Below are 26,253 nucleotides of genomic sequence, written 5' to 3' on the forward strand. Positions count from 1 at the left end.
AGTTTGAAAATTTATAACATCTATGGACGCCCCTATTTTGGCAAGTAATTTCCGATAACATAAAAAGGTTTGCAGCCATCTATTCGGATTTTAATCGGGCGTTCGCCCTAATTCCCTGATGAGCTTCGCTGATCTGGTTCTAATCATTTTAGCGTTCTCATATCGGAACGATGTTAGGGCCAGAATGTCCAGATCACGGTTCAACCTGTCGTGTCATCTTTGATACTACCTGCGCAAAATCAGGCTTCCTCTACTCTTTGATAACGAACGCCTTTGGCTAACAATGCCCAGGCTATCCGCGCTAACTTATTCGCCAATGCCACAATCACTTTGTTTTTGTGCATTCGGCTTTCCAAACTCTGTATCCAGCTATACCAAGGACTACCGGGCTTTGAATGGCGGATAACCGCTCTTGCCCCATGAATAAGAAGTCGCCTCAGATACGCATCACCACGTTTGCTGATACCTTGTAGTGTCTGCTTTCCTCCACTGGAATACTGCTTGGGTACAATCCCCAACCACGCCGAAAGTTGTCGCCCTGACTTAAATGCCTTGGCATCATTTTAATCATAGGCATGCGCGTTTTGCCGATTTCAATATACCGCCAAAAATTGAGGAAAGATTTTGATTAGAAAGGGACAAATCCATTTTCTGATCTGACTGCTTCCCTGCTAAACGCGCATGCGCATCTGCGCCAATAACCGTGCGCCTGTGTTCTTAAAAAAGAACAGGCGCGGTTTCCATAATGTATTGAATTTGCAGATTATCCAATTTCGCCGTGCTGGTAAACCGGGCAAAAAGTCGGATGGCGCGCCCACGGCGCTTATGCCGACCTACATGGAAATGAGTCAATTCAAGCGGAGTCAGTCCGCGCCTTTAAGACACGCCTTTAACCCCGCCTCTAACGCATCGACGTCATCAAACGACTGAGGGCTGATCAGCTCAAAACGTGAATCCCGTCGGTAGGCGATGGGGAAGCGGTCGGATTCGCTGCCAACCCGGTTATAGAACTGCCACTGATCACGCACCCGGTACACGGCTTTCAGGCGGAGCAGGTTGGGGATGGTATCCATCCAGCTGACCAGTTTGGCTTCATCAAACTGATCCTGCGGATGGAACAGCCAACCGATGGTATAAACCCCTGCACCTTCACCCGATAACTGAACCGGTTGTCCCGGTTGTACTTTTTGCAGGGCGTCGGCAGCAAAGGTATCCGGTGTCGTCCCGGTCGGTTGGTGATGATGGTGGTGATGCCCATGATCGTGATCGTGATCGTGATCGTGGTCGTGGTCGTGGTCGTGGTCGTGGTCGTGGTCGTGGTCGTGGTCGTGATGATGATGGCCCGTCAGCTCCTGCTGATAAAACACGCCGTCACGGCTGAGGGCCAACAGATCCAGGTCGATCTGCCCCTGCCGGGCCCGAACCACAAGCTGTTTGGGTGGGAACATACCCAGAGCGGCCTGTTCAAAACGGGTGGTTTGCTCTGTGGTCGCCAGATCGGTTTTATTCAGTACCAGAATATCCGACAGACTGAGCTGATCCTGAAAGATCTCATTCTCCTGCACGCGGCGATCTTCAATCGCCCGTGGGTCAACCAGGCAGATCACGGCCCGAAGATCCAGTACCGGGGCAAAGGTCTCACTGGTTAAGGTGTCAATAATGCCCGCCGGATGACCAATACCGGTCGGTTCGATAATCAGACGATCCGGCTTGTACAACCGAATCAGCTTCACCAGCGTTGCCGAGAGAACAACCCCCAGACTGCAACAGATACAACCGCCGGGTAACTCCTGAACTTTAAGGCCACCATCACCACTTTCCGCCCCTGGGCCGGTTTCCGGGTAGGCCGCCTGGTCGATGCCAATCTGGCCAAACTCATTCACGATAACGACCCATTGCTCATGTTCCGGTTTTTGCGCCAGCAGGTTACGAATAGCCGTGGTTTTACCCACCCCTAAAAAGCCGGTAATCAGATGAGTAGGGATCATTTTACGGGATTTTTTATCACCCGTAGCGTTAGAGGATGGGGACTGTGTTAGGCTCAAGGGGAACTCCTGCAAGACAGCCGGGCTGCCGATAAATAGTGTAATCCTAAAAATGTTACAACATAACATTTTAAATGTCTGCCGGATCACCCATGAAACTCAGTATCGTTAAACAGGTGCTCTTATGCGTCGCTCCAGCCGGAACCCTTTTTTACGCCTGCCGATCACTCTTGGCAATGATGTGATCCACCACCTGATTCATGCAGATCATATTCTGCAGATCACCGCCGAAGATGAGCTATCCTGCTCTCTGGAACTGATTAATGGCAAGGAGTACCAGGTAGAGCTGGATCTGAAAGCGATGGAACACCTGCTAAATCAGGCATATGGCCATGAATTAGCCCAGCCAGCATTGGATCTGTAGGCTGCGGCCATCACCTTTTAAGCCTTACGGAAGTATCGATAAAAGCGCATCAGATCCTGCTGTGCGCCATGGCATGACATAAGCTCAAAGCGCACTTTGGTATTGGGGTGACGCTGGGCCAGCTGACCGGTATCCGGTGGATAAACGCAACCTAGCTTGGGGTAGCCACCAATGGTCTGGCGGTCACGCATCAACACGATGGGCTGACCATCCGGTGGCACCTGAATCGCCCCCAGTGCAATACCTTCAGAGGTGATACCTGACTGCAGCGCTTTAATCGGTGTACCCTGCAGACGTACTCCCATACGGTCACTGTCCGGTGAAATCTGATATTCCTCACTGAAGAAGCGCTCCAGCTGCTCCGCCGGAAACTGATTATACTGATAACCGGCAATCACCCGCAGCACCAGATTTTCGGAGTAATCCGGCAGATAATTGTTACTGACCCGCTTGCCGATCAGTTTCTGCAATTGAGGATCTTTGCGGTGTTCCTGCTCGTCACAAGGCAGACAATCACCAAAGTTCAGCAGTTTGCCCTCTCCGGTCAGCCCTCCCATCTGCTCTCGCTGAACCGTAGCGACACTGCCAAAACACGGCTTAACCTGGAAGCCGCCCTTCACCGCCAGATAAGCCCGCGTGCCGGAACGGGGGTAGCCAAATTCCAGCCGATCACCTGCCCGCACAGGAATCACCTGCCAATTCGCCACGGGCTGACCATTCAAAGTCGGTGCGAGATCTGCTCCGGTGACCGCAATCAGAGTATCCACCTGGGCCTGCAGTTTGAGGCCACCAAAGCTGACCTCCACGGCCGGAGCATTCCAGGGGTTTTTCAACAGATGGTTACCCCAGAGAAAAGCATGTTCATCCAGTGGCCCACCGGTGGTCAGGCCAACATGCTGAAAACCGATACGTCCGGCATCCTGTAACTGGGACATCAACCCCGGATGAATCACGGTAAAGCCCGCTTTCAGGCCTGAGCTAAGATCAGCGCTTTTATCACTGTTTTTGACCTGAGCCGCATCTGGCTGCATTTTTTGATCCGGGACAGCATCAGTATCGGTATCAAGGACACCACCCAGCGCCAGAAACTGCTCCCGGCTGATAGGTTCAAAACGTACCGAATCCCCCGGAGCTAAAGGGGTCAGATCCGGCAGGGAACGATCGATCATCCCCTGGGGTGTTCGGCCAATAATATTCCAGCCGCCGGGGGATTCCAGCGGATATACCGCCGTTTGCGTACCCGCAATCGCAACGGAGCCTTTAGCAACACTAAGGCGTGGAGTGGCATGACGGGGAGCCTGAATGGACGCATCGACATCCCCCAGATAGGCAAAACCGGGAGCAAATCCGATGGCGGCGACCCGATAAGCTTTACGGCTATGTCGCTGAATGACCTCGTCGGGAGTTAAGCCTCTGCTCTGTGCCAGTGCTTCCAGGTCCGGTGCCACCTCGGGGTGATAGTAAACGGGAATCGAAATCTGCCGGCCTGCTCTGATGGCTTCCGAGGGGTTATTCGCCCAATGTTCCGCCAGGGGCTCCAGCAGGGCATCAAGCTGGAATCTGAGCTTTGCCGCATCCGTCTGCAGCAGATCAAAGGTGACCAGAACCGTTGTATAAGCCGGAATCAAATCGGTTATACCGGTCAGTCCCCGAATCTTTTCACAAGCCTGGGCGATGCGGGCACTAAGCTGAGCACTGGGTCGAGCGGCAAAATAGAGTATCAGACTGTCAGTAGAGGCTGTTTCAATACGCACCATGGGGTTATCAGTTCCGGTTGTTTCTCGTGGTTCTGGTCATGCAAATAGCTACAGAGCCGGATCAGAAAGACGGCTCCGTCACCCATCATCATAAACATTACTTAACGCGCGTTCAGTGCCCGGCGAATCGCTTTTACCGCCTGCAAAGACGCATCATTGTCCCCGTGTACACATAGGGTATCAGCCTTAAGAAGGACATTAACATCTGGTGTCAAAGTCGAAACTTCATACCCCTGAGCAATAGCCAGAGCCTGTTGTACCACCTGCTGAGGATCATGGTAAACAGCGCCAAGTATACGACGGCTCACTAAGCGGCCTTGCTCGTCATAAGCACGATCAGCAAAGGCTTCAAACATAAGAGGAATACCTACGGCGGCGGCCAGCTGCTCTTGTTGGGTGTTGTCTGCCGTTGCCATGACCAATACCGGTAGCGGGTCAGCACCTGTAAGGCTCTCCCTCGGCGTAAAGTCAGCCACCGCCTGCAAAATAGCCCGCAAAACATCAGGCTGCTGCATCATGTCGTTATACAGGGCACCGTGGGGCTTAACGTAACTGACGCTTTGCCCCTGGGACTGGCAGATTCCCTGCAGTGCTCCCAGCTGATAGAGCACCATGCTGTAAATTTCATCAAAAGAGCAGGCAAGACTACGACGACCAAAACCCACCAGATCTGGGTAGGCCGGATGCGCGCCGACTCTGACACCATGCTGTTTAGCAAGGGCTACAGTACGCTGCATAATCAAGGGGTCTGCTGCGTGAAAACCGCAGGCGATATTTGCCATATCAATATGGGGCATCACGTCCTGATCCATTCCTGCAGACCAGTTACCAAAGCTTTCGCCCAGATCACAATTAAGCTTCATATTTCTGCCTGTTAAGTCAATGCGGTTATCCTGCACCGGAAAGGAAGAAACTCACACCAGACTACGCCAGCGGCCCATTAAAAGCGCTGTTTTTATTACACTTTTCACCTTAACACAGTTAGATTATACCCTGTCGGATTTATGACCTGAACCCTGGGTCGATCCGGGCCCTGCCACAGGAGGTATTCATCTGAAGCCAGGGCGATCTCTCAACCTTTATTTCCGGACTTAAACCTTTTGAGGTGACCCTCCCATGCCGACAACGGAACCGACTCCTCCCGTCACAGCGACAGTCACAGCGGTTGACCCTGTATCCATCACCTCAGCGGCCGCCACTGAAGGCGCTCACAATACCATCGCCATGATTTATACCGGTGGCACCATCGGAATGGTCGGCAGCGACAAGGGCCTGATACCCGGTGGCAATATGGCTGAACGCCTGCTGAATCAATTGCAAACTCTACCGGAAAAACGGCGACGGACACTGCCCGCCTTTGATCTTCTGACCTTACCCCAGCTGATCGACAGCTCAAACGCAACGCCCGGGGATTGGTTAGACCTGAACCGTTTGATCCGTCACCATTCCAGGCGCTATCAGGCGTTTATCATTTTGCACGGCACGGATACACTGGCTTATACCGCCTCTGCCCTGAGTTTTCTGCTACCACAGAATCTTCCCTGTATCGTTACGGGGTCTCAATATCCACTGGAGAAAGAAGCCAGCGATGCACTGAGCAATGTGGAAGCCTCTCTGCTGGTGGCGAGCAGCCTGATCAATCAGCCGATGGCACACAATGCTGGAGTCATCGTGTTTGGCGGCAAAATACTTCAGGGCAACAGGGCCAGCAAAGTCAGTACCCACTCAGCACAGGGATTTGACTGCATCAACCTGCCCGCTTTAGGCACTTGCTCGGAAGGCAAACTGAGCTGGTCGGCTTCTGCTCAAATGGCTGCAGAGCTGAAGCCCACACCGGATATCAATTTCCCGCAGATCAGCACTGACGCGATACATGATATTCCTCAGGTGGTCATACTGAAACTCTGGCCCGGCATTCAATCTCAGCAGATCGCAAGCCTGCTGGCAGCCCCTGTTAAAGGCGTTATTCTGGAAAGTTACGGCAGCGGTAATGCCCCGGATTTGAATCAGCCACTGCTGAGTGCATTTAAAGCAGCCACAGACCGTGGCATTATCATTGTCAATCGCAGTCAATGCCCTGAAGGCTCTGTTAGCATGAGCTATGCTGCGGGTTCCGCCCTCAGCGAGGCTGGTATTATCAGCGGTTATGATCTGACCTGTGAAGCCGCCTTCAGTAAGCTCACACTTCTGCTCTGCAGTAATCTGAGCAACAAACAGGTAAAAGAAGCATTTAATCGAAACCATTATGCCGAGTGTAGCGTATAGCCAGTGTCATACTGAGCCAACTCAAGAGAGAAGGGAATAATGCCGGAACACGACACCAAAAGTACCGCTGAAACTCCAAATACCGTTTTTTACCGGGACTTGCCAGCTGTTACCGACTTTTCTCTGCTGCTGAACCTTGATGCCTATCAGCCAGTACCGGATAACTGGTATGTGCTGGTAGCCGATGTGGTGAACTCCACCGGTGCCATTCTGAATAATCGCTACCAGGATGTGAATACCTTGGGTGCCAGCTGTATTATTGCGGTATTAAATGCCTGCGAGCAGGTGATCTCTGCTACCTGCCAGGCACCGCAATCCTCTGCAACAGCCGGAGATATGGCAGCGGTTCCGGCGGCTCAAAGCCGTGAGCATATTCCTTATGTCTTTGGCGGTGACGGGGCCTCCTTTTGTATCCCTCCCTGTTATTTGGATGCCGCTCTGGCTGCCCTCAAGGGGACTCAGAAAGTCTCTACAGAAGCTTACAACCTGGAGCTGCGCACGGGCTTTGTCGCCGTATCCGACCTGCGGGCAGCAGGCCATGAACTGCTGATCAGTAAGATGCAGGTCAGCCAGCATGCCTTTCAGGCCGCATTTGCCGGTAGCGGCATGACCGAAGCAGAAATTTGGCTGAAAAAAGACCCTGAAAAGTATGCGATTGCGGATTCAATTCCTGCTGAAGCTGATTTCTCCGGCCTGCAATGTCGATGGGATCGCATTCCCAGCCCCCGGGAGGAGACAGTTTCTCTGCTGGTGGAAAGCCAATGTGAAACTCTGGATCAGCAAAGTCAGCTGTATCAGGATACACTGAGTAAAATCATTGAAATATATGGCGACCGGGATCAGCATCACCCGCTACAGGCCAACCGGATGCAGATAACCTTCTCCAATGAGAAGCTACGCACGGAAACGCTACTCTATAGTGCTGGAAAAAGCCGGCTCTACAAACTGGGTTACGCCTTAAAAATCCGGTTTATTGCTATCATGGCCCGTATCATGATGGCCAGTAATATCGTTATTAAGGGCTATAACTGGGGTGGTTATAAAGAAGATATGATCCGCCACTCAGATCACCGTAAATTCGATAATATGCTGCGCATGGTAATGGCAGGCACGCCACAACAACGAGAACAACTGGAAAACTGGCTGAAAGAACGACAGAGCGCAGGGGTGCTGCACTACGGTATCAGCACATCAGAGGCAGCACTGTTAACCTGTCTGGTATTTCAGCATGGTACAGACCATTTCCATTTTGTCGATGGTGCCGATGGTGGTTATGCCCTTGCCGCTACCCACCTGAAACGGCAACGGAAAACATCACATGACATAAAGACAACGGCAATCCATGATGCACCGATATAGAAACACCCCGTACCTGATAGAAACACCCCGTACCTATGGCCAATCAATGGCCATACTTTGTTTCTGTTGCATCCCGCTATAGCCCGGCGTAAAGTCCGGTTTAACCACCTTATTTATATGGAATAGTTACCCACACAACGTTCTGAGCAGGAAGCCAACATGACCGAAGAAGAATTCAAAGCGCTACAGCAATGGCAAAGTAATGATCTATTAGAAGGTGTCCGCTGCCTGATGGCCGTTACCGAGGTAAATAGCCTGACCGATCTGTTCCGCCTCAATGAGTTGGCAGAAAGCTATCGTCAGCATTACCCGTTACCGAATCAGGAGTAACGGAAAAATACCCTTCGCCCGCTTTACAGTACCCCGGCATTTCACTAGAGTTCGCCCTCTGCAAAATGGGGTAGCGAGTAATGCAACAACAGCCAAAACATCAACAGCATGATGTGATTATTATTGGAGCCGGTGCGGCTGGCCTAATGTGCGCCATCAGCGCCGGACAGCGCCAACGCGGTGTACTGGTACTCGACCATGCCCGCAAAGCCGGCAACAAGATTATGGTATCCGGTGGAGGTCGCTGTAACTTCACAAATTATTATGTTGAACCAAACCGCTACCTCTCACGCAACCCTCATTTCTGCAAATCGGCCCTGAGCCGCTATACCCAATGGGATTTTATCGCATTGGTGGACAAGCACGGTCTGCCCTACCACGAAAAGGAAGAGGGTCAGCTTTTCTCGGATAATAAATCCAAGGCGATTCTGGATATGATGCTACAGGAAGTCGCAGATGCCGGTGCCCGACTTCGTCTGAAAACAGACGTTCAGCAGATCACCCCTCTGCCGGATACCGCTGCGCCTTACCGTTATCAACTGACCGTAGAGCAAAACGGGCTGAAAGAAACACTGCACTGCCAGTCACTGGTTATCGCTTCCGGCGGCCTTTCTATGCCCACCATGGGAGCTTCAGGCTTTGGTTATCAGGTCGCTGAACAATTTGGTCTGACAGTACTGCCCCGCTCCGCAGCACTGGTGCCTTTTACACTGCAACCAGAAGAAAAAGAGCTGACCGAACCCCTGTCCGGGCTCAGCACGCCTGCGTTGCTGAGCTGTGAGCCTGCCAAGGGCAGCAAAAACGATAAGGGCAAACCCCGGGAAGGTATGAGCTTTAACGGCAGTCTGCTCTTTACCCACCGTGGCCTGAGTGGCCCTGCAGTACTACAGATCTCCTCCTACTGGCAGTCCGGCGATACCCTTGAGATCGACCTGATTCCGGGACTTGATCTGAACGAGCACCTGAAAGAACTACGTCAGACCCGCCCCAAAGCAGAGCTAAAGACAATCCTTGGTGAGCACTTACCTGCACGCCTGGCCAAAGCCCTGTGCGAACACTGGTTTGATAACACCACCATAAGTGAACTGAGCAATGTAAAAATTGAAGAGATCGCCAACAAGGTGCATCGCTGGCAGCCAAAAATTTCCGGTACTGAAGGCTACCGTACGGCAGAGGTAACCCTGGGCGGCATCGATACTGACGAGCTCTCCTCCAAAACCATGGAAGCGAAAAAAGCCCCCGGCCTCTACTTTATTGGTGAAGTGGTGGATGTCTCCGGCCACCTGGGTGGCTTTAACTTCCAGTGGGCATGGAGTTCAGGGTGGGTCGCCGGGGAAGTGGTTTAAGGTTATGTATACGGCTCTATGACGATTCTGAAAATATCCGGCAAGAGAGCCTTATCATGAGCCGATATGATGTATCAGGAAGCAAGCGTCAGGTTAGTAAACCGACGGTTTCCGGAACGCAGTCGCTTTTCAATAACCTCTGTACGCTCATTAATTTCAATAGCACTGGAGCTGGCAACAGAGCGTTGAATACAGGCTTTTGATACCGATACTTTTGCATTCGGGGATCTGCGAATCATCGTTTTCTCTCCAATTAACTACGTCTTCATTAATAACACTTCAGCCTATCGGATATATACAATTCACCCCACATCCATTTTCCCCTATTCCTGCGTATAATAAGCCTGTGCTAATTGAACTGACAGCAGGTCTGATATGTCCGAAAACCTCGTTACCGCCCCTGATGCCCTGCCCGAAAACCTGAATCTGGATTTCAGCCAGCGCCTTGCCATTAACACCGCTGAGATGGCTTGGCTGCCCAGCCCTGCCAAAGGTGTGCGCCGCAAACCGTTGGAGCGGGCTCAGCGTGAAGCAGGTCATACCACCAGTATTGTCGAATACGCGCCGGGCACCAGCTTTAGTGAGCACCCGCATCCGCTGGGTGAAGAGATTTTTGTTCTGGAAGGCATCTTTTCCGATGAGAGTGGTGATTATCCTGCAGGCAGTTATCTCCGTAACCCGCCGGGCAGTCGCCATGCCCCTTTCAGTAAAGAGGGCTGCAGGATTTTTGTGAAGCTGAATCAGTTTGATGCAGGCGACCTTGAACAGGTACGCATTAAAACAACGGAACAGCCCTGGCAACCCGGTATAGGTGGTTTACAGGTGATGCCATTACATGACTTTGAAGGTCAGCATACCGCCTTGGTGAAATGGCCTGCCGATGAACGCTTCCAGCCCCACCGGCATTTTGGTGGTGAGGAAATTCTGGTGTTATCCGGCACCTTTCAAGATGAATATGCCAGATATCCGACAGGCAGCTGGCTGCGTAGTCCGCACCTGAGTCAGCATACCCCCTTCGTCGATGAAGATACTCTGATTCTGGTTAAGGTGGGGCATCTTCCTTCGGAGAGTTAGACGCAGCGTCCGTTACCTCTTTCTCAGAATACTTATCCAAAATATGAACTCTGTTGCGCCCGGAGTTCTTCGCCTGATAAAGCGCCAGATCGGTTCGCTGATACCAGTGAGAAAACCTATCTTCCGGGTCAAGCTGAGATACCCCGATGCTCACGGTAAAAGCCACGGTCGCTTTGGCAGCCCCTTCTTCAATCAGCCGACGGTATCGCTCTGCCAACTCTCCGGCGGCACTCAGCTCTGTATCCGGCAGCAATACCAGAAACTCTTCTCCCCCCCAGCGCACCAAGTGGTCAGTTTCCCGCGTGACACCGGCCATAACAGCACCGAACCAACACAGAACATCATCCCCGGTTTTATGGCCCAGTGAATCATTGATTCGCTTAAAGTAATCAATATCAAGAATCATCATGCAGACAGGCACCTGATAGCGGCGGCAACGCGCCATCTCCTGCTCAATAAGAGGTTCCGCTCCATGACGATTCATAAGCCCGGTCAGCTGATCGGTTCTTGCCAGATTAAGAGCAGCCTGCTGAGCTTCGTTTTTCAACCGGACCTCTTTTTTCAACATCAGGTTCAAGCGTATATACCAGATAATCACACCACCCAGAACCATAACAGTCGCAAAAATACCCGCCAAAGTTATCAGCCAGTCATGCTGGGCTGCATAGCGGATAGAAACCCAGCGATTGATAACCTCCTGTCGGCTGGATGGAGGAATCTGGCTCATCACTTTATCCAAGATTGAATCCAGTGGTTTCAGTTCGTTACGTACCCCGATTGAAAGCTGCCAAAACCTATCGATCTCACTACTGATCTTCAGCTGGCCAAGATAATGTTTCTGTACCAAGTAACCCGCTGTGATCAGGGAGTCGATATAACCAAAAAGCTCACCCTCACGAACCTTGAGCAAGCCCTCTTCAATATTGTTCACTTCCACAAAATTAAGATCAGGGTACTGCTCACTTAACATAGGATTAAAAGCATAGCCTTTAACGATACCAATCTTCTCCCCCTTCAGGCCATCTAACTTAGACAGATAGGCTTCGTTAATCCCCGTAACCAATACCAGAGGGGACTCGACAAAGGGCCGGGTAAAGCTCAGAAATGATTCCCGTTCAGGAGTTTTCATGATCAGAGGAAAAATATCACACTCCCCTGCCTGTGCCTGCCGGAGGGTTTCAGACCAGGAACCACTCGCTACAGGGGTAAAACGTATATTAAGCTGCTCGGCCACTAACGCCATCAGCTCAGAGGCGATGCCAGTATGCTGACCCGCTTCCAGTCCTTCTAATGGCATCCAGTCAGGATCAATACAGAGCTTCAGATCAGGGTGTGCACGTAAAAAACGCACCTCTTCAGTCGTCAGACCTGCGGCATCGTCCGTACGATGTACACTGCTCATCCAACGCTCTTTTAATCCGGAAACAAAGCTTTGAGGCATTGCCGCCTCCCCTTTGGACAGGATACTGTTCAGCAAGGTATCACCCTTCTGAACCCCCATCGATAACGACGTTTGACGAGGCAGATCAAGACCCGGAACCTGACCGGTCATCAGATTGCTTAACCAATGCTTCTGAATATAAAAATCCAGCGACGGATAGCTACTGACGGCGATATCCGCACGACCATTTGCCACCGCAAGAACCGCTTCATCAGTTGATGCCGTGACTAAAAGAAAAACATGAGGGTAGTGCTCTTGCAGATAGCCATGCAGAAAAGTATTTTTCGCCACCGCAATAATCTGCTTTTCCAGAGGGGCTCCTGCCTGATCACGGTGAAAAACTGCAGCGCTGATATACTCAATATGTTTAAAAGAAGTGAAATCGATATAAGTGCTTCGTTCTGAGGTTTCAACGATAGTAGGAATAATATCCAACTCTCCGGCACGGAGCATTCTTAACGCTTCAAACCAATGAACACCATTAACAAAACGTATCTCTTTATGGAGCAGTCGCCCCATCTCCCGCATATAGTCAGCGGTATACCCTTTTACAACGCCGTCTTCCGAATAACTGAACGGAGGAAAGCTATCCAGCGCCAGAACCGACAAGTAGGGCTTAGTATCAAGATAAGCCTGCTCTTTAGCCGCTAACTGTACCGATGCCTCGGATCTGACAGAGGTTATAAAGAGCATCATCAGAGCTAAAAAAAAGAAAAACAGAGTACTCTTTATTGAGCGTTGTGGGCATGCCCGCAATAACGGCTTTAACATTCCCTTTCCCCCTCTGTATGTTACAGCTTGTATCCCACAGTAATACAACCCTAATCAGGAAGAAACAGTGATTCGTCAAAAATTTCCAAAACCTGACAGGGTTAACTTATTCAGGCTGGCAACCTTCAGGCCCGACAGCAGAAACCCTGAGTAGCCTTTCAGGCAAGGTCTGAAGCAAAAAATTACAGACATTGCCCGATATATAAGGTATTTCGGCGACGTAGTCTGCATAAAGGCGTCAATTGCATTTTACATTCAATTACTTACCGATGTGGCCGACCACTGGTTAGCACCTTCCAAGGCTGGTAAGATACGCCGAACCTTTTGGCCGCAGTAAAGTATTAAGCACGCTGCAAGCAAAAGGTGGCCCATCCCACAGATAAAGGCTTTTCACTCTTAGGATAAGAGCTGAAACAATAAAAAAATGATGAGTATGAATAATCAAACGGTAGATTTGTTTTCCCCGGATCATGATTATGATCTGCGCTTTCATGAAGAACCTGACCTGAGTTTTGCCAGCCAATGGGCCTCAGTACCCGTTCATATTAAAGAAGCCGTAGAGCTGTCTCAGAGCCTGCCTGTGGTTTTCCGTCGTAACCTTACCGGTACGATCGAGATTATTGCGCTATTAACCTGTGATGGCGAACACCTGATCAGGAATGGTCAGTGGACCCTGAAGCAGCAACCGGAATTGCTCCGGCACTATCCTTTCACCTGGATACTGAAACAGCGCGATATTAAGCTGGCCTACTACTCCCAGGCACCGCATTTTCAGGGCAAAGGCCAGAAGCTGCTAACCTCTAAGGGCAAGCCAACCCGTAAGCTGAATGACGTGATCAAGGGATTGGATAAAGCGCAAAGCTTTTTCTCGGCCACCGGCCAACGTATGATGGAGCTGGTTCGCTTCAATCTGCTGACTCCAATCACCGTGGCACAAAATGTTACCTTGCCCCAGGAAACTTACCTGGTTTTGCAGGAGCCTCTGTCCGATGATGTGCGCTCACAACTCAGCCCGGAAGTTGCTCACCTGCTGGACTGCCACCTAAAAAGCCTGGCACTACTGCCGGCCATCAATGGTGTTCTGTCAGATGCCGGGGCAACAGAAAAACCGGCAAACAAGACGCGTAAAAAAGCAGCGTCTGAAAAGAGTTCAGCTAAGAAAGCAGCGGCGCCTAAACAGGCGGAGACAAAGGCTAAAAAAGCAGCCACTCAACCCGCCGGAGCTGAAGGTATCGATAAGATCATCGATAACACCTGTGAGCAACTGGGTGTCAGCCGTGAAGATCTTCAGAGCCGGAAACGTAACGACCTGCTAACTCAGGCCCGCAACCAGCTGGCTGCTGAAGCTAAAGCGGCTGGTAGCCTGAAAGAGATGGCAACCTGGCTGGAGCGCTCTCCTGCCACACTATCCAGCTGGCTCAAATAGCCTGCACTCAAGCAATGCAAACAGCCCGACACTCATCTGTCGGGCTGTTTGCATTTAAAGGCTATCTACAAAACTACGTCTACCACTCATACACCCGCTGTCTTTTGCTTCAGCATGTGCTGTTTCACAATATCCGGCAGTTCAACGACCTTACGTTCCGCCACCGAGAACCAACCAAAAACAGCTTTATGGCGCGCCGCCAGATCACCATTCTGTCGGTAGATACTATTGACCAGCTGAACCGATTTTGCGGAACCGGTGGGCTCACCGAGCTCAATAGTGACCTCAACGACTTCTCCCATAAAAAGTTCACGAAAATATTCTGTTTCTTCCTTAAATAGCACTGGGCCGAGCCCTTGTTGCTTTAGCCACTCCTGAGTCATACCGATTTTAATCATGTACCCGACACGGGTATGAGCACAGAAATCTGCATAAGCACTGTGACGCATATGCTGGTTGGCATCGCAGTCACCCCAGCGCACTTCAATCTGCTTTCGGAACAATACATTTTCATCTGACATTTTTAGCTCTCCTCCGCTACCTCAACCACAAACCCTGGTCGGGCAGTAAACCGACATAGGCAGTAAACTGATATCGATAGTATCAGGCTCGGATACCTTATTAACTTTAATCGCAGTTGCAGCATTGTGACCCGATCTTTAGTATAAGTTAAATTCATAATTCAAATTCTTACCATGATTCTAAATCATCAAAATGATTTAACGCCACAGGATAGATAAGCCGGTAAGAAAATAAGAAAGAACAAGAGCCTGCGCCATGGATATACGCACCCTAAAAAAGATCGACCTAAATGCACTGGTAACCCTAAAAGTACTTCTGGATGAGAAGCATGTCACCCAGACCGCCCATCAGCTGAATCTGACGCAGTCTGCTGTCAGTCGAACACTGGCAAAGCTCAGGGAGATGTTTAACGATCCACTCCTGGTCAAGTCCGGGAAGCATCTGGCCCTGACAAACCGGGCAGAGAAGCTTCAGCCTCAGCTTAACGCACTACTGGAAAATGCCAGTGCACTGCTGCTGCCGGAAAAATTCAACCCTGCAACTCACAAAGGCAGTATTCGCCTGGCAACAACCGACTACGGCACCCATAGTTTGCTGCCAAGGTTGGTTCCTGCTTTAAATGAGGTTGCTCCCGGTGTCAGCCTGACCGCTGTGGACTGGCGCTCTAACCTGTTGACCGAGCTGGAGGAGAACCGGGTTGATCTGATTATCGGAGGGGCTACTGTCCCGCCTTCAGATATTTTCCAGCGCATTGTGGCCCATGATCATTTTGTAGCCGTTGTCCGCAAAAGCCACCCATATGCGCAAAAAATCACTCTGGATCAATACCTTCAACTCAAGCACGTTATGATCAGCCCCACAGGAACGGGTAACAGTGGTATTGATGATCTGTTGGCATTCAACCGCCATAAACGCAATATCAGTGTTCGGGTACCCCATTTTTTTGCCGCACTGGAGATTATTGCCACCACCGATATGATCATCCTGCTACCGGCTAAGTTTGTGCGCCGTTATGTCTCTGAAGATAAATATTCAGTACTGCCGCCTCCGTTTGAGATCCCTCCGATGGAGATCTCCATGTTTTGGCATGCCAGAATGCATCATGACCCACTGCATCAATGGTTTCGCCAATTTGTCTACGACACCATCTATGACCGAAGCCGCTGATCAGCATACTGGATTGCCATAAAGTCTCTTAAGACGAAGAAAGGGTTTTACTATTGATAACGCGAATACTCACACCCAGCAAACAAGCGCTGAATAGCATCAGCACCATCGGCAATGGCGTTCCATCGGCAAAGTAACCAATAATCCCTCCGGAAAGGCCTCCGGCAAGAAAACCCAATGCAGCGATGAGAGCGGTGGCGGTTCCGGCTCTCTCTGGAAACAGCTCAGTCGTACAGGAGATACTGTTAGCCACCACAAAACTATGGCTACCCATAAACAACATCGTCATCGGAATCAGCAGATAAAGTGAGTGCTGATCTGCCAGCAGAATATAGGCCACCATCAGGCCACTGGCCACCAGCTGCACACCCTGCCCCAGTGCAATCAGCTGACGGGGTTCAAAACGGCTCAGCAGGCGCAAGTTGACCCGGCTCATCAGTAGCATCGACGCAACATTAAAGCCAAAAACAAAGGGATAGATCGTTTCTGTTAAGCCAAAATACCCCATCAGAACACCGGGGGATGCGGTAATAAACCCTAACAGCCCGGCATAGGCTGCACAGGTTGACACAATAAAGCCCCATACCCTGCGTTCACGCATCACGGCAAAATAGTTCGCCAACAGATTCCCGTCGGCCCTCATCGGACTGGTTTCCGGCAGATAGCGATAAAACAGCAGCATCAGTACCAGGGCATACACCAGAAGAAAGGCGAAAATAGCGTGCCAGCTGCTCACCTGCAAAATAAGCATCCCGATAACAGGTGCCGCCAAAGGTGCCACCATCATCACCTGCATCACACGTATCAGGTTTGCCGCACCCGCTTTACCAGAGCTGAGATCCCTGATAATGGCAGAGCTGTTGACCATGGCAAGGCCACCACCCAGCGCCTGAAAAAAGCGTAGCAACCAAAGCTCAGTTAACGTGTCAGACAGCAGAATTCCCAGGCTTGAAAGTGCAAAAATCCCTAAACCACTCACCACCAGTTTCCGGCGGCCAAAGCGATCTGAGAGCGGGCCTCCCAGTAGTTGCCCGATACTCAAGCCTAATAAAAAATAGCTGATCGAACTCTCTACCTTATGAACCACAACCGCAAAATCAGTGGCCATTGCAGGAATTGCAGAGAGATAGATATCGGTACCTAAAGGTGCCAGCGCCGTCAGAGCGGAGAGCATCAGTAGCAGACTGGTCGTGGCTTTGACATTCATTGAGGAGGTACTAACCACCCGATCAGGTGGAGAAGAGGGCTTTCTGTCAGACATAAAATCAGTCCTGGTCTTCAGGGGGTCACCCTGCAGTAAATCATCAGCAAAAAAAAGCAGAGCAGAGGAAGTACCTCTGCTCTGTAAAACAGCGACAACAGACAGTACCGGCATGAAGAGTACTGCCGTGAAATTTACAAAGTCGCTGATAAGAACACAATCTGATAACCCAGAGATTCAATGGGCTTAAAGAGGAACCGTCAGAATCGGTCGACGACAGTGATGCATCACTTTTGTCGGTGTATCCCCTAACAAGCTATTCTGATGGCGAACACCCATAACGATCACAGTCGCATCTATTTCCTCTGCCACTTCAAGGATCTTTTTCCAGGGTGAGCCTTCTTCAACGCGGGCTTCCAACTGGCCATCCGCCAGCATTTCTGACGCATCAAGTTCCTCACGGCAAAACCGCTCGACACGCTCGACAACCTGCTGCTGAACATGCTGGAGACTCTCATCATGCAGCGCCTTCAGACTGGGATCATCACTCATCATTGAGCGCACAAGACGCTCCGCATGACCGCTTACCGGCTCAACCACATGGAGAAAGGTGATCTGAGATTTGTAATGACCGCAGAGGCTCATCGCCGCACGAAAGGCTGGGCGGGAACCGGGCCGAATATCCGAGGCATATAAAATACGGTTAACTCCGGGCAGCATAGCAAACCCTCCTTATTATCCGAAGTTGCTCAGAACAAAGCCGTTCTGAGCAATTTTCATTCATTGTTATTTTTTTCTATATTCGGGATTGTTATCGGTATAAAAGTTCCGGCAGAAACAGAGCGATCTGAGCAATAAAAGTGATCAGCACCAGGCGAACAATATCCGCCATCCAGAACGGTGTTACCCCTTTAAAGATAGTGCCCGGTTTCACATCCCGGAGCACCGCACTGAGCACGAAGACATTCATCCCCACCGGCGGCGTAATCAGACTGATCTCCGTCACCACCACAACCACGATACCGAACCAGACCAGATCAAAGCCCAGGCTCTGAACCAGCGGATAGAAAATCGGCACCGTCAGCAGCATCATAGAAAGACTTTCAAACACCATACCCAGCACAATGTAGATCGCCAGAATAACCAGAATAACCCCCATCGGGCTAATATCCAGCGACGTCACAAAATCCAGCAGAGCATCCGGCAAACCGGCACGATTAATAAAGTCAGAAAAAACCAGCGCACCGATCAGAACACCAAACAGCATCGCTGTGGTTCGACCGGTATCTGTCATCGCATGGAACAAAGAATCCAGGGTCAGAGAGCGACGGGCCAGCGCGATAACAAACGCACCACCTGCACCGATACCTGCAGCCTCCGTCGGCGTGAAGACACCCAGGTAGATACCACCCATTACGATGGTAAAAAGCACCAGCACGCCCCAAACGCCTTTCAGTGCAGCGAAACGCTCACTCCAGCTCATCTTCTCACCCGGAGGACCCGCCTCAGGGTTACGCCATACGGTGTAACGCACAGCCGCCAGATAAAGAATGATCCCCAGAAGCCCCGGAATAAAACCCGCAGCGAACAGCTCACGGATACTGGACTCTGTCAGCAGGCCATAAATCACCAGAATAACACTGGGCGGAATCAGAATACCCAGGGTGCCACCGGCGGCAATAGATGCCGTGGCCAGAGAATCAGAATAGCCAAACTTACGCATAGGTGGCATCGCCACCTTCGCCATGGTGGCTGAGGTTGCCAGAGACGAACCACAGATGGCAGAGAAGCCACCACAAGCCACAACGGTAGCCATTGACAGACCACCTTTACGGTGTCCGAGAAAGGCGTAGGAAGCCTGATACAGCTCCTGAGACAATCCTGACTTGGTTACCAGGTTGCCCATTAAGATAAATAAAGGGATAACCGACAGACCATATTCCTGTGCTGTATCGATGACACGGTTCGCGGCCATAGATAAGGCACCGGTCCAGCGGAAATCAAATAAGTTGTCAAAGCCCAGCCCCTGCAGGTAGGCGAAGCCGAAGAATCCTACGAAGCCCATCGCAAACGCGATAGGGATTCGCACGATCACGATCAGTGCCAGCAGAATAGCAAAGCCGATAAGTGCTACAGTCATAAACTTGATCCGGAAATAACGCAGATGACAAACTCAGCCCAACCCGCTACAGATTCAGGCTAAGCCTTTTTCTGCACCAGACGATGGAGCGTTAACTCTCAGCTGAGCACGGGTTTCGATTTAGTCGCGGGTTTCGAGAATGATCCGATACACGCCATAGGTAATCATCAGCGCTGCGGTGGCATAACTCATAACCGCAATATACTGCACGATATACCCCACAGGGATCTCAAGATATTCCGTAACGACCCCCCGACGCATAGATCGTTCGCCCAGGTAGAACATACGCTCTGCCAGGAAGTAAAGCCCGCCGGACATCAGCAGTGCAGAGAGCAAGCCCAGCACACGCATCAGCTTATGACTGATGAAACTGTCCAGAAGATCAACAACAACATGGCCACCGCGCCAGGTAACTATCGGCATTTGGGCAAAAACAATCACCGCCAAGCCGATCTCTGTAAGCTCTACGGCACCATCCACTGCATTATCGAAAAAATATCGGCCGATCACATCCATGCAAGTCAGAGCCATTAAAGCAAACAGAACCACCGCCGCACAGGCCTCAAGAAAAAAGGCCAGCCAGATAACCGGCCCTTTTTCCTCGTAGTGTTCTGCCACCCACTTAGGAAGCGTTGCGAGAGACATACACTACTCCACTCAGTTACCGTTTTTCATATTAGCTTCGTAATCACGGGCAATTTTGCGCATCTCTTGCAGCGCCGCTTTCGCGTCTACGTCACGATCTTCAACAGAGTCGATCCAAACCTGATCCATACCTTTGGTCAGGGTTACGAACTCTTTGTACATCGCATCATTTTTAGAGATACGTTTTACATTTACACCGGCTTCCTGAGCCGCTTTGTAACCATCCAGATCGGCACCATCCCATGCACTACCAGCCAGGGCTGACAAGCGCAAACCGGATACACGGCGGATCGCCTGACGGTCTTTCTCAGACAGATCTTCCATAAACTCAGGATTAATAAACATAGAGAAGCTACCCAGGTACATACCACCCGGCAGTACGGTCACATAATCAGTAACCTCACTCAGACGCAGGGATTTCTGCTCACCCATAGGAATGAACACACCGTCAATAACGCCCTGTTGCAGCATCTCATAGACCTTAGTCGCCGGTGCACCAACCGGAGTCACATGCATGCGCTCAGCAAGAACCCCCTGCACACCACCGCCAACGCGAATTTTCTTACCCTTAAGGTCCGCCAGAGCGTTAATCGGCTCCTTGGAGTGGATCAGACCCGGCCCATGGGTAAACATACCCAGAACTTCCAGACCTTCAAACTCACCGGCTTGCTTAAAGTACTTATCGTACACTTTCCAAAGCGCAACAGATGCAGCCTCTGCACCAACACCCAGACCAGGCTGTTCAACCGCTTGTGGTAGTTTAAAGCGACCCGGCACATAACCGTGATAGCTGAAAGAAGCGTCGATCACACCATCTTCAACCAGATTGAACATCGTTTTAGGATGACCTAAACCCTGTTCAATTTTAATTTTCACACGACCTTCTGTCGCTTCTTCAACCCATTTAGCCCAGGTAGGCCAAACAACTGAGTTCTGAGCCGCCGTTGGTGGCAGCCAGGTGCCCACACGCAGAATGGTTTCAGAAAAAGCCGAATTAGAAGCCAGTACGGAAGCACTCAGGGTCAGACCCACCAGTGCTTGTTTAAACGTTTTCTTCATTATTGTCATTGTTGTTGTCTCCTGCTTAGGTTTTGCCCTATAACCGGCCGTGCAGTAGGGTCAAGCTGGTTATAGTTCACACGCTTTATCGTTGTTAGTGTTTTTTATTCTCAGTCAGCCATTACAGATCTTTGCCTGCTCCGGCAGGTTTTAAATCACTTTAAAACCCTGACAAAAAGATTCTGTATCAAATTCAATGCCTGTACCACTTTCCCCTGCAGGATAAAGAGCCATACCAGCGCTACTTATCCCCATCAATAACTCAGGTCAAAGCTGCCAAGCTTAAAATCTGACGCAGATCAGATTTCCAAGATACAGCATTATTTACGATACCAAAAGAGAATCCTAAATAAAATTTATGTATCTGTTTAACCTCAAAAACCGAGTATAAACTCTATTTAATACCAGAGATCCGGGGCAGTTAATCGCCACCAACGCCTATTTGGCAGCAAACAGCGGGTGGATATTGTTCTTGTTAAACTTAAGAACAGGGTCCAGCTCTGTCATCTCAAAGGAGATCTGACAGTAGCCGTTATCGGTAACAGGGGTCATCCAGTTACAGAGAATCTCAAACACCCTTTCTGCAACTTCCTGTTTAAGTGCCATATCCCGCCCATGACCGATTTTCAGACTAAGATTGAGAAAAGCAAAGTCTTCCCGGCCATCCGCTACCCGATAGTCATAACAACGAATCGCACGGCTACGGACGCCACCAATCGGGAAGGCTCCGGTTGAAACCACATACTCATGCAGCGCTTTAAACAGCGGCTGAAAATCCAACTGCTCATGCAGATTGTCAGAATACTCCACAACAAAATGCGGCATAGATCACCTCAATATCAGCTTCAGATTCAACCGAAGCGCCCGTTACAGACAGAGAGCACACCTGGTGCACCCTGCCTACCGGATAAAAAAATTACACACCCCATTTAGGAATATGGTGTGACCCCATACTGATACAGACATTCTTTGGCTCACAGAAAACTTCGAAACTGTAATCGCCACCTTCACGGCCTGTACCTGATCCTTTAACACCGCCAAACGGAGTCCGCAGATCCCGCACGTTCTGGCTGTTCACAAACATCATGCCCGCTTCAATGCGGTTGGCGATGCGATGCACCTTACCCACATCCTGAGTCCACAGGTAAGACGCCAGACCATAGTCATTGTCGTTCGCCATGCGAACCACATCTTCTTCATCTTTAAACGGAATAATCACCGCCACAGGACCAAAGATCTCCTCACGGGCGATGCGCATATCGTTGGTGACATCACGGAAAGCGGTCGGACGAACAAAGTGCCCCCCTTTCAGATGATCCGGCAGCTCATCAACCGGCTTCTCAGGACCACCGGCGATCAGGGTTGCACCCTCTTCGATGCCGGTTTTGATATAACCGGTTACCTTATCCCAATGGGCCTGACTGATCAGAGAACCAACCTTGGTGTCCATCTCAGTCGGATCACCCACCTTAATCTTGTTAGCACGAGCGGCGAACGCTTCGCAGAACTTGTCGTAGATACCTTCCTGCACAAACAGACGGGAACCGGCAGTACAACGCTCACCGTTGATAGAGAAGATACCGAATACTGCAGCATCCAGAGCGCGCTCGTAGTCGCAGTCATCAAAGATGATCACCGGAGACTTACCACCCAGTTCCATGGAGAACTTCTTCAGGCCTGCGTTCGCGATGATATGCTTACCGGTTGACGTTCCGCCGGTGAAAGAGATCGCATTCACGTTAGGGTCGGTAATCAGTGCGTTACCGGTAGTGCCACCAAAACCATGAACGATGTTAAATACGCCAGCCGGAATACCCGCCTCCAACGCCAGATGACCCAGGAAGTCGGTCGACAGCGGAGACAGCTCAGACTGTTTCATCACCGCCGTGTTACCCAGCGCCAGCGCCGGTGCTGTTTTCCAGGTGCCGGTCATAAAAGGTACATTCCATGGGGAGATCAGAGCACAGACACCGGTTGGCTGATACAGGGTGTAGTTCAGCATCTGGTCATCCATCGGATAGGTGTGACCGTTCATCTGGCGGGATTTTTCAGCGAAGAAGTAGAAGTTATTGGAAGAACGTGGAATCAGAGCATTCTGAGTCTGATAGATCGGCAGCCCCGTATCCGCTGTTTCCAGCTGAGCAATCTTCTCAACATTCTCACCGATCAGGTCACCCAGTTTTTCGATAATTTTAGAACGCTTGGCAATCGGCATATTCGCCCAGGCAGGGAATGCATCTTTTGCCGCCTGAGTTGCTGCCGCAACCTGCTCAGGGGTTGCGTGAGCGACTTCAGCCAGAACCTCTCCGGTCGCTGGATTTACGGTTTCAAAGGTTTCAGGGCTTTCTACCCACTTGCCGTTAATCAGGTTCTTAATCATTGTTCTGTTCCGTCCTACCATATGCACTAAAGCCCTGCGGGGCTTTAACTGAAATTTGAGCCTGCTGTCTTTCTCCGAAGTTCAGATCCAACCTCCGAGCAACAACAACTTAACATATTAACCAATTTATTTAACATATTAACAATTGTCAACTGAGAAGTTGCCTATGAAACTAAAATCTGTCTGCTAACTTTAGTCTAATCTCAGGGAAAAATGACAAAAACAGCCTGAAAGCCCTACCTGGCCTGAATGATGAAAGAGTCCTGCAAAACCTGCAATTTAATTAACATATTAAGTTATTGACAATTCCGCCCTTAATAGCAAAACTAGTTAACATAGAAAGTAATCAACCTAGACATGTACAACTCATCAGAACATTCCAACAAGAATCCAAAAAATCTGGAGATTTCGCCATGAGGCACAGCCGAATCCTGAAGGATGGCGTAGCAACTGAGCTGGCTATCGACCCAAATCAAAAGCAGGACATGACGTCACAGCAATGGCTGCCTGCAACCACAGGCACCGTGTTTGGCATCGCGCTGAACGACAAAGAGCTTTGCGCCAGCATGGAGCAGGCTTTTAACGAAAAGCCCCACGTAAATCCGCCGAAAACTCCGGTACTGCATATTAAGACAGCCAACACCCATATCGGTTATGGCGCGGCGATCCCGGCACCTGCAGATGGCACCACTATTTATGCAGGCCCATCTCTGGGTATCGTCATCGGCAAACAGGCTACCCGCGTTTCTGAAGAGAACGCCATGGATTACGTTGCCGGTTACACCATCGTCAACGAAGTGTCTCTGGCAGAAGGTTCTTTCTACCGCCCGGCAGTTAAAGCCAAATGCCGTGATGGTTTCTGCCCCATCGGCCCATGGGTTGTCAATAAAGAAGATATTTCCGACCCTGAGAAACTGGGTATCAACACCTTTATTAATGATGAGCTGGTTCACAGCACCAGCACCGACCAGCTGGTTCACGGTCTGGCTAAAATCGTCAGCTACCTGAGCAGCTTTATGACGCTGCAGGAAGGCGATCTGATTATCGCCGGTACGCCACTGCGTACAGAGAAGCTGGCACTGAAAGCCGGTGATACCGTTGCCATCGAGATCGATTCTATCGGCCGTCTGGAAAACAGCGTTGTTATTGAGTCGAACATCAACGAAGCAGAGCTGGGTTAAGGGGAGTTCATCATGAAACGCGCACGTATTCTTTTAAACGGTGAACTGACCAAGGTTACCGTTAACGACAATCTGGATGCTGTTCTGGCCGACGGCACCGTTATTGCTCAGGCCGATGCTGACTGGCAGCCACCTTGCGATGGCAAGATCTTCGTTCTGGCGATCAACTATGCCGATCACGCCGCCGAGCTGTCCTTCAAGGCACCGGATGAGCCACTGGTGTTCCTGAAAGCGCCAAACACCCTGTTAGGTCACAACAAAAACACCTATCGCCCGGACAACGTAGACTACATGCACTACGAATGTGAGCTGGTCGCCATCATCGGTAAAACCGCGAAAAACGTTTCCCGTGAAAACGCGATGGATTACATCGGCGGCTACACCGTCGGTAACGACTACGCGATCCGGGATTACCTGGAAAACTACTACCGCCCTAACCTGCGGGTTAAAAGCCGTGATACCTGTACTCCGGTTGGCCCTTATATCGTTGACGCAAATGACGTTGCTGATCCCCACAACCTGACTCTGCGCACCTATATCAACGGTGAACTGAAACAGGAAGGCTCCACTAAGGATCTGGTGTTCAACATTCCTTATCTGGTGGAATACCTGAGCAACATCATGACCCTGGAGCCCGGCGATATGATCTTCACCGGTACACCTGAAGGTCTGGCGGATGTGAAGCCCGGTGACGAGATCGTCACCGAAGTTGAAGGTGTTGGTCGACTGGTGAATCACATCATCAGCGAAAGCGACTACCTGAAAACCCTGGGCTAAAAAAGCCTCACCGTTAAAGAACCATACTGACACTAACAATAAGAATAAAAACCGCTGGCTACATCTGTAACAGGAACAGCCAGCGGTCAGCACAAGGATTATCACGATGCTTTCCGAAGAGATTATTAAAGATTGCGCCGCCCAGCTGCATCAGGCGGAAAAAGACCGCAAACAGATCCGCCAGATCTCCCTGCAACACCCGGAGATCACCATTCCCGATGCCTATAAAATTCAGAGTGAATGGCTGAAACTGAAACTGGCAGAAGGTCGTAAAGTGATCGGTCACAAGATCGGTCTGACCTCCCGCGCCATGCAGATGTCCTCCCAGATCGACGAGCCGGATTACGGCACCCTGCTGGACGACATGTTGTTTGAAGATGCCGGTGATATCCCCACCGACCGCTTTATCGTCCCCCGTATCGAAGTGGAACTGGCGTTTATCCTGAAAGCGCCCCTGTCCGGCCCGAACTGCACGATTTTTGATGTTTATAACGCCACCGACTACGTGATTCCGGCACTGGAACTGATCGATGCCCGTTCTCAGTCCATCGACCCGGAATCCGGTCGTCCGCGCAAAGTGTTCGACACCATCGCCGATAACGCCGCCAACGGTGGCATTATTATGGGTGGTCGTCCGATCAAACCCTCTGAGATGGATCTGCGCTGGGTATCCGCCATGATGTATCGCAACGGTGTCATCGAAGAAACCGGCGTTGCTGCGGGCGTACTGAACCACCCGGCAAACGGCGTTGCCTGGCTGGCAAACCGCCTGCACCCTTACGGCATCACACTGGAACCGGGGCAGATCATTCTGGGTGGCTCTTTCACTCGTCCGGTTGCTGCCCGCAAAGGTGATACCTTCCAGGTGGATTACGGTCCACTGGGAAGCATCAGCTGCTTCTTTAAATAGAAGTAATCAGAGAAATGCCAAATACAGGTAGTTAGAGAGGCGTCGGATGGCGCTTCGCTTATCCAACCTACCGATTTTCAGAACGACCCCGAC

24 protein-coding genes and 1 pseudogene are annotated in these 26,253 nt (G+C 50.7%); 11 read left to right on the forward strand and 14 right to left on the reverse strand.

Annotated elements, in window-relative coordinates; all coding sequences use genetic code 11:
* Nucleotides 1–239 precede the first annotated feature (239 nt).
* A pseudogene (locus tag BTA35_RS01055) lies at nucleotides 240–560 on the reverse strand (transposase); the annotation flags it as partial.
* 303 nt (nucleotides 561–863) lie between these two features.
* Nucleotides 864–2,045, reverse strand: coding sequence for a CobW family GTP-binding protein (locus tag BTA35_RS17860; RefSeq protein WP_077242576.1), 1,182 nt, complete (start codon nucleotides 2,043–2,045; stop codon nucleotides 864–866).
* 124 nt (nucleotides 2,046–2,169) lie between these two features.
* Here BTA35_RS17860 and BTA35_RS01065 point away from each other — a divergent pair, with 124 nt between their 5' ends.
* On the forward strand, nucleotides 2,170–2,409 hold the full coding sequence (locus BTA35_RS01065) for a hypothetical protein (RefSeq protein ID WP_077242577.1): 240 nt from the start codon (nucleotides 2,170–2,172) through the stop codon (nucleotides 2,407–2,409).
* A gap of 17 nt (nucleotides 2,410–2,426) precedes the next feature.
* Here the strand turns inward: BTA35_RS01065 and pxpB are convergent, their stop codons facing one another.
* Nucleotides 2,427–4,166 carry a 5-oxoprolinase subunit PxpB gene (gene pxpB, locus BTA35_RS01070; RefSeq protein ID WP_077242578.1) on the reverse strand — a complete coding sequence of 580 codons (1,740 nt, stop codon included), beginning with the start codon at nucleotides 4,164–4,166 and terminating at the stop codon, nucleotides 2,427–2,429.
* 101 nt (nucleotides 4,167–4,267) lie between these two features.
* On the reverse strand, nucleotides 4,268–5,029 hold the full coding sequence (locus BTA35_RS01075) for a 5-oxoprolinase subunit PxpA (RefSeq protein ID WP_077242579.1): 762 nt from the start codon (nucleotides 5,027–5,029) through the stop codon (nucleotides 4,268–4,270).
* A 253-nt stretch (nucleotides 5,030–5,282) separates the two neighbouring features.
* Between BTA35_RS01075 and BTA35_RS01080 the strand changes: the two genes are divergently transcribed.
* The 4 genes from BTA35_RS01080 (at nucleotide 5,283) to BTA35_RS01090 (ending at nucleotide 9,466) form a co-directional block, all read left to right on the forward strand.
* Nucleotides 5,283–6,431, forward strand: a complete 1,149-nt coding sequence (locus tag BTA35_RS01080) for an asparaginase (protein ID WP_077242580.1) — start codon at nucleotides 5,283–5,285, stop codon at nucleotides 6,429–6,431.
* A gap of 39 nt (nucleotides 6,432–6,470) precedes the next feature.
* The gene (locus BTA35_RS01085) at nucleotides 6,471–7,790 is read left to right on the forward strand and encodes a DUF3095 domain-containing protein (protein WP_077242581.1); all 1,320 of its coding nucleotides are present in this window, start codon (nucleotides 6,471–6,473) and stop codon (nucleotides 7,788–7,790) included.
* Between the two features lie 159 nt (nucleotides 7,791–7,949).
* The gene (locus tag BTA35_RS17865) at nucleotides 7,950–8,120 is read left to right on the forward strand and encodes a hypothetical protein (protein WP_160054864.1); all 171 of its coding nucleotides are present in this window, start codon (nucleotides 7,950–7,952) and stop codon (nucleotides 8,118–8,120) included.
* Nucleotides 8,121–8,200: 80 nt separating this feature from the next.
* The gene (locus BTA35_RS01090; RefSeq protein WP_077242582.1) at nucleotides 8,201–9,466 is read left to right on the forward strand and encodes a BaiN/RdsA family NAD(P)/FAD-dependent oxidoreductase; all 1,266 of its coding nucleotides are present in this window, start codon (nucleotides 8,201–8,203) and stop codon (nucleotides 9,464–9,466) included.
* 74 nt (nucleotides 9,467–9,540) lie between these two features.
* On the opposite strand, the gene BTA35_RS18185 is transcribed toward BTA35_RS01090, so the two are convergent.
* Entirely contained in the window at nucleotides 9,541–9,705 is a 165-nt protein-coding gene (locus BTA35_RS18185; RefSeq protein WP_202931146.1) for a hypothetical protein, read from the reverse strand.
* Between the two features lie 136 nt (nucleotides 9,706–9,841).
* Between BTA35_RS18185 and BTA35_RS01095 the strand changes: the two genes are divergently transcribed.
* Nucleotides 9,842–10,540: a cupin domain-containing protein gene (locus BTA35_RS01095; RefSeq protein ID WP_077242583.1), complete on the forward strand. Its 699-nt coding sequence runs from the start codon at nucleotides 9,842–9,844 to the stop codon at nucleotides 10,538–10,540.
* On the opposite strand, the gene BTA35_RS01100 is transcribed toward BTA35_RS01095, so the two are convergent.
* Nucleotides 10,509–12,752 (reverse strand): transporter substrate-binding domain-containing diguanylate cyclase, encoded by a 2,244-nt coding sequence (locus BTA35_RS01100; RefSeq protein WP_077242584.1) that lies wholly within the window; start codon nucleotides 12,750–12,752, stop codon nucleotides 10,509–10,511. The genes BTA35_RS01095 and BTA35_RS01100 overlap by 32 nt on opposite strands.
* A gap of 433 nt (nucleotides 12,753–13,185) precedes the next feature.
* Between BTA35_RS01100 and BTA35_RS01105 the strand changes: the two genes are divergently transcribed.
* Nucleotides 13,186–14,178: a SapC family protein gene (locus tag BTA35_RS01105; RefSeq protein WP_160054867.1), complete on the forward strand. Its 993-nt coding sequence runs from the start codon at nucleotides 13,186–13,188 to the stop codon at nucleotides 14,176–14,178.
* 86 nt (nucleotides 14,179–14,264) lie between these two features.
* Here the strand turns inward: BTA35_RS01105 and BTA35_RS01110 are convergent, their stop codons facing one another.
* Nucleotides 14,265–14,699 (reverse strand): acyl-CoA thioesterase, encoded by a 435-nt coding sequence (locus BTA35_RS01110; RefSeq protein WP_077242586.1) that lies wholly within the window; start codon nucleotides 14,697–14,699, stop codon nucleotides 14,265–14,267.
* 256 nt (nucleotides 14,700–14,955) lie between these two features.
* Between BTA35_RS01110 and BTA35_RS01115 the strand changes: the two genes are divergently transcribed.
* On the forward strand, nucleotides 14,956–15,867 hold the full coding sequence (locus BTA35_RS01115; RefSeq protein ID WP_077242587.1) for a LysR family transcriptional regulator: 912 nt from the start codon (nucleotides 14,956–14,958) through the stop codon (nucleotides 15,865–15,867).
* A 28-nt stretch (nucleotides 15,868–15,895) separates the two neighbouring features.
* On the opposite strand, the gene BTA35_RS01120 is transcribed toward BTA35_RS01115, so the two are convergent.
* The 7 genes from BTA35_RS01120 to hpaE all read right to left on the reverse strand — a co-directional run bounded on the left by BTA35_RS01120 (nucleotide 15,896) and on the right by hpaE (nucleotide 23,292).
* Nucleotides 15,896–17,128, reverse strand: coding sequence for a multidrug effflux MFS transporter (locus tag BTA35_RS01120; protein WP_160054870.1), 1,233 nt, complete (start codon nucleotides 17,126–17,128; stop codon nucleotides 15,896–15,898).
* Nucleotides 17,129–17,314: 186 nt separating this feature from the next.
* Complete coding sequence (locus BTA35_RS01125) at nucleotides 17,315–17,788, reverse strand: universal stress protein (RefSeq protein ID WP_077242589.1); 474 nt, start codon at nucleotides 17,786–17,788, stop codon at nucleotides 17,315–17,317.
* 91 nt (nucleotides 17,789–17,879) lie between these two features.
* Nucleotides 17,880–19,208: a TRAP transporter large permease gene (locus tag BTA35_RS01130; RefSeq protein WP_077242590.1), complete on the reverse strand. Its 1,329-nt coding sequence runs from the start codon at nucleotides 19,206–19,208 to the stop codon at nucleotides 17,880–17,882.
* Between the two features lie 120 nt (nucleotides 19,209–19,328).
* Nucleotides 19,329–19,853: a TRAP transporter small permease gene (locus BTA35_RS01135; protein WP_077242591.1), complete on the reverse strand. Its 525-nt coding sequence runs from the start codon at nucleotides 19,851–19,853 to the stop codon at nucleotides 19,329–19,331.
* A 12-nt stretch (nucleotides 19,854–19,865) separates the two neighbouring features.
* Entirely contained in the window at nucleotides 19,866–20,912 is a 1,047-nt protein-coding gene (locus tag BTA35_RS01140) for a TRAP transporter substrate-binding protein (RefSeq protein ID WP_077242592.1), read from the reverse strand.
* Nucleotides 20,913–21,350: 438 nt separating this feature from the next.
* Nucleotides 21,351–21,737, reverse strand: a complete 387-nt coding sequence (locus BTA35_RS01145) for a 5-carboxymethyl-2-hydroxymuconate Delta-isomerase (protein WP_077242593.1) — start codon at nucleotides 21,735–21,737, stop codon at nucleotides 21,351–21,353.
* A gap of 91 nt (nucleotides 21,738–21,828) precedes the next feature.
* Nucleotides 21,829–23,292 (reverse strand): 5-carboxymethyl-2-hydroxymuconate semialdehyde dehydrogenase, encoded by a 1,464-nt coding sequence (gene hpaE / locus BTA35_RS01150; RefSeq protein WP_077242594.1) that lies wholly within the window; start codon nucleotides 23,290–23,292, stop codon nucleotides 21,829–21,831.
* Nucleotides 23,293–23,705: 413 nt separating this feature from the next.
* On the opposite strand from hpaE, the gene BTA35_RS01155 reads away from it, so the two are divergent.
* The 3 genes from BTA35_RS01155 to hpaH all read left to right on the forward strand — a co-directional run bounded on the left by BTA35_RS01155 (nucleotide 23,706) and on the right by hpaH (nucleotide 26,160).
* Nucleotides 23,706–24,473 (forward strand): fumarylacetoacetate hydrolase family protein, encoded by a 768-nt coding sequence (locus BTA35_RS01155; RefSeq protein WP_077242595.1) that lies wholly within the window; start codon nucleotides 23,706–23,708, stop codon nucleotides 24,471–24,473.
* Nucleotides 24,474–24,485: 12 nt separating this feature from the next.
* A complete protein-coding gene (locus BTA35_RS01160; protein ID WP_077242596.1) occupies nucleotides 24,486–25,250 on the forward strand; it encodes a fumarylacetoacetate hydrolase family protein in 765 nt (254 codons plus the stop codon).
* Nucleotides 25,251–25,356: 106 nt separating this feature from the next.
* Nucleotides 25,357–26,160, forward strand: coding sequence for a 2-oxo-hept-4-ene-1,7-dioate hydratase (gene hpaH / locus BTA35_RS01165; protein ID WP_077242597.1), 804 nt, complete (start codon nucleotides 25,357–25,359; stop codon nucleotides 26,158–26,160).
* Nucleotides 26,161–26,253: the final 93 nt, after the last annotated feature.

It is taken from the genome of Oceanospirillum linum (assembly GCF_001995095.2).
GTDB lineage: Bacteria > Pseudomonadota > Gammaproteobacteria > Pseudomonadales > Halomonadaceae > Oceanospirillum > Oceanospirillum linum.

What these genes read in the sequence shown, in the direction of transcription:
- BTA35_RS01105 (WP_160054867.1), top strand. Translation starts at nt 13,186, where the DNA reads ATGAATAATCAAACGGTAGATTTGTTTTCCCCGGATCATGATTATGAT.
- BTA35_RS01100 (WP_077242584.1), bottom strand. Translation starts at nt 12,752, where the DNA reads ATGTTAAAGCCGTTATTGCGGGCATGCCCACAACGCTCAATAAAGAGT.
- BTA35_RS01065 (WP_077242577.1), top strand. Translation starts at nt 2,170, where the DNA reads ATGCGTCGCTCCAGCCGGAACCCTTTTTTACGCCTGCCGATCACTCTT.
- BTA35_RS01130 (WP_077242590.1), bottom strand. Translation starts at nt 19,208, where the DNA reads ATGACTGTAGCACTTATCGGCTTTGCTATTCTGCTGGCACTGATCGTG.
- BTA35_RS01140 (WP_077242592.1), bottom strand. Translation starts at nt 20,912, where the DNA reads ATGAAGAAAACGTTTAAACAAGCACTGGTGGGTCTGACCCTGAGTGCT.
- BTA35_RS01125 (WP_077242589.1), bottom strand. Translation starts at nt 17,788, where the DNA reads ATGCTGCCCGGAGTTAACCGTATTTTATATGCCTCGGATATTCGGCCC.
- BTA35_RS01135 (WP_077242591.1), bottom strand. Translation starts at nt 19,853, where the DNA reads ATGTCTCTCGCAACGCTTCCTAAGTGGGTGGCAGAACACTACGAGGAA.
- BTA35_RS18185 (WP_202931146.1), bottom strand. Translation starts at nt 9,705, where the DNA reads ATGATTCGCAGATCCCCGAATGCAAAAGTATCGGTATCAAAAGCCTGT.
- pxpB (WP_077242578.1), bottom strand. Translation starts at nt 4,166, where the DNA reads ATGGTGCGTATTGAAACAGCCTCTACTGACAGTCTGATACTCTATTTT.
- BTA35_RS17865 (WP_160054864.1), top strand. Translation starts at nt 7,950, where the DNA reads ATGACCGAAGAAGAATTCAAAGCGCTACAGCAATGGCAAAGTAATGAT.
- BTA35_RS01160 (WP_077242596.1), top strand. Translation starts at nt 24,486, where the DNA reads ATGAAACGCGCACGTATTCTTTTAAACGGTGAACTGACCAAGGTTACC.
- BTA35_RS01075 (WP_077242579.1), bottom strand. Translation starts at nt 5,029, where the DNA reads ATGAAGCTTAATTGTGATCTGGGCGAAAGCTTTGGTAACTGGTCTGCA.
- BTA35_RS01095 (WP_077242583.1), top strand. Translation starts at nt 9,842, where the DNA reads ATGTCCGAAAACCTCGTTACCGCCCCTGATGCCCTGCCCGAAAACCTG.
- hpaH (WP_077242597.1), top strand. Translation starts at nt 25,357, where the DNA reads ATGCTTTCCGAAGAGATTATTAAAGATTGCGCCGCCCAGCTGCATCAG.
- BTA35_RS01120 (WP_160054870.1), bottom strand. Translation starts at nt 17,128, where the DNA reads ATGTCTGACAGAAAGCCCTCTTCTCCACCTGATCGGGTGGTTAGTACC.
- BTA35_RS01090 (WP_077242582.1), top strand. Translation starts at nt 8,201, where the DNA reads ATGCAACAACAGCCAAAACATCAACAGCATGATGTGATTATTATTGGA.
- BTA35_RS01085 (WP_077242581.1), top strand. Translation starts at nt 6,471, where the DNA reads ATGCCGGAACACGACACCAAAAGTACCGCTGAAACTCCAAATACCGTT.
- hpaE (WP_077242594.1), bottom strand. Translation starts at nt 23,292, where the DNA reads ATGATTAAGAACCTGATTAACGGCAAGTGGGTAGAAAGCCCTGAAACC.
- BTA35_RS01110 (WP_077242586.1), bottom strand. Translation starts at nt 14,699, where the DNA reads ATGTCAGATGAAAATGTATTGTTCCGAAAGCAGATTGAAGTGCGCTGG.
- BTA35_RS01145 (WP_077242593.1), bottom strand. Translation starts at nt 21,737, where the DNA reads ATGCCGCATTTTGTTGTGGAGTATTCTGACAATCTGCATGAGCAGTTG.
- BTA35_RS01115 (WP_077242587.1), top strand. Translation starts at nt 14,956, where the DNA reads ATGGATATACGCACCCTAAAAAAGATCGACCTAAATGCACTGGTAACC.
- BTA35_RS01155 (WP_077242595.1), top strand. Translation starts at nt 23,706, where the DNA reads ATGAGGCACAGCCGAATCCTGAAGGATGGCGTAGCAACTGAGCTGGCT.
- BTA35_RS01080 (WP_077242580.1), top strand. Translation starts at nt 5,283, where the DNA reads ATGCCGACAACGGAACCGACTCCTCCCGTCACAGCGACAGTCACAGCG.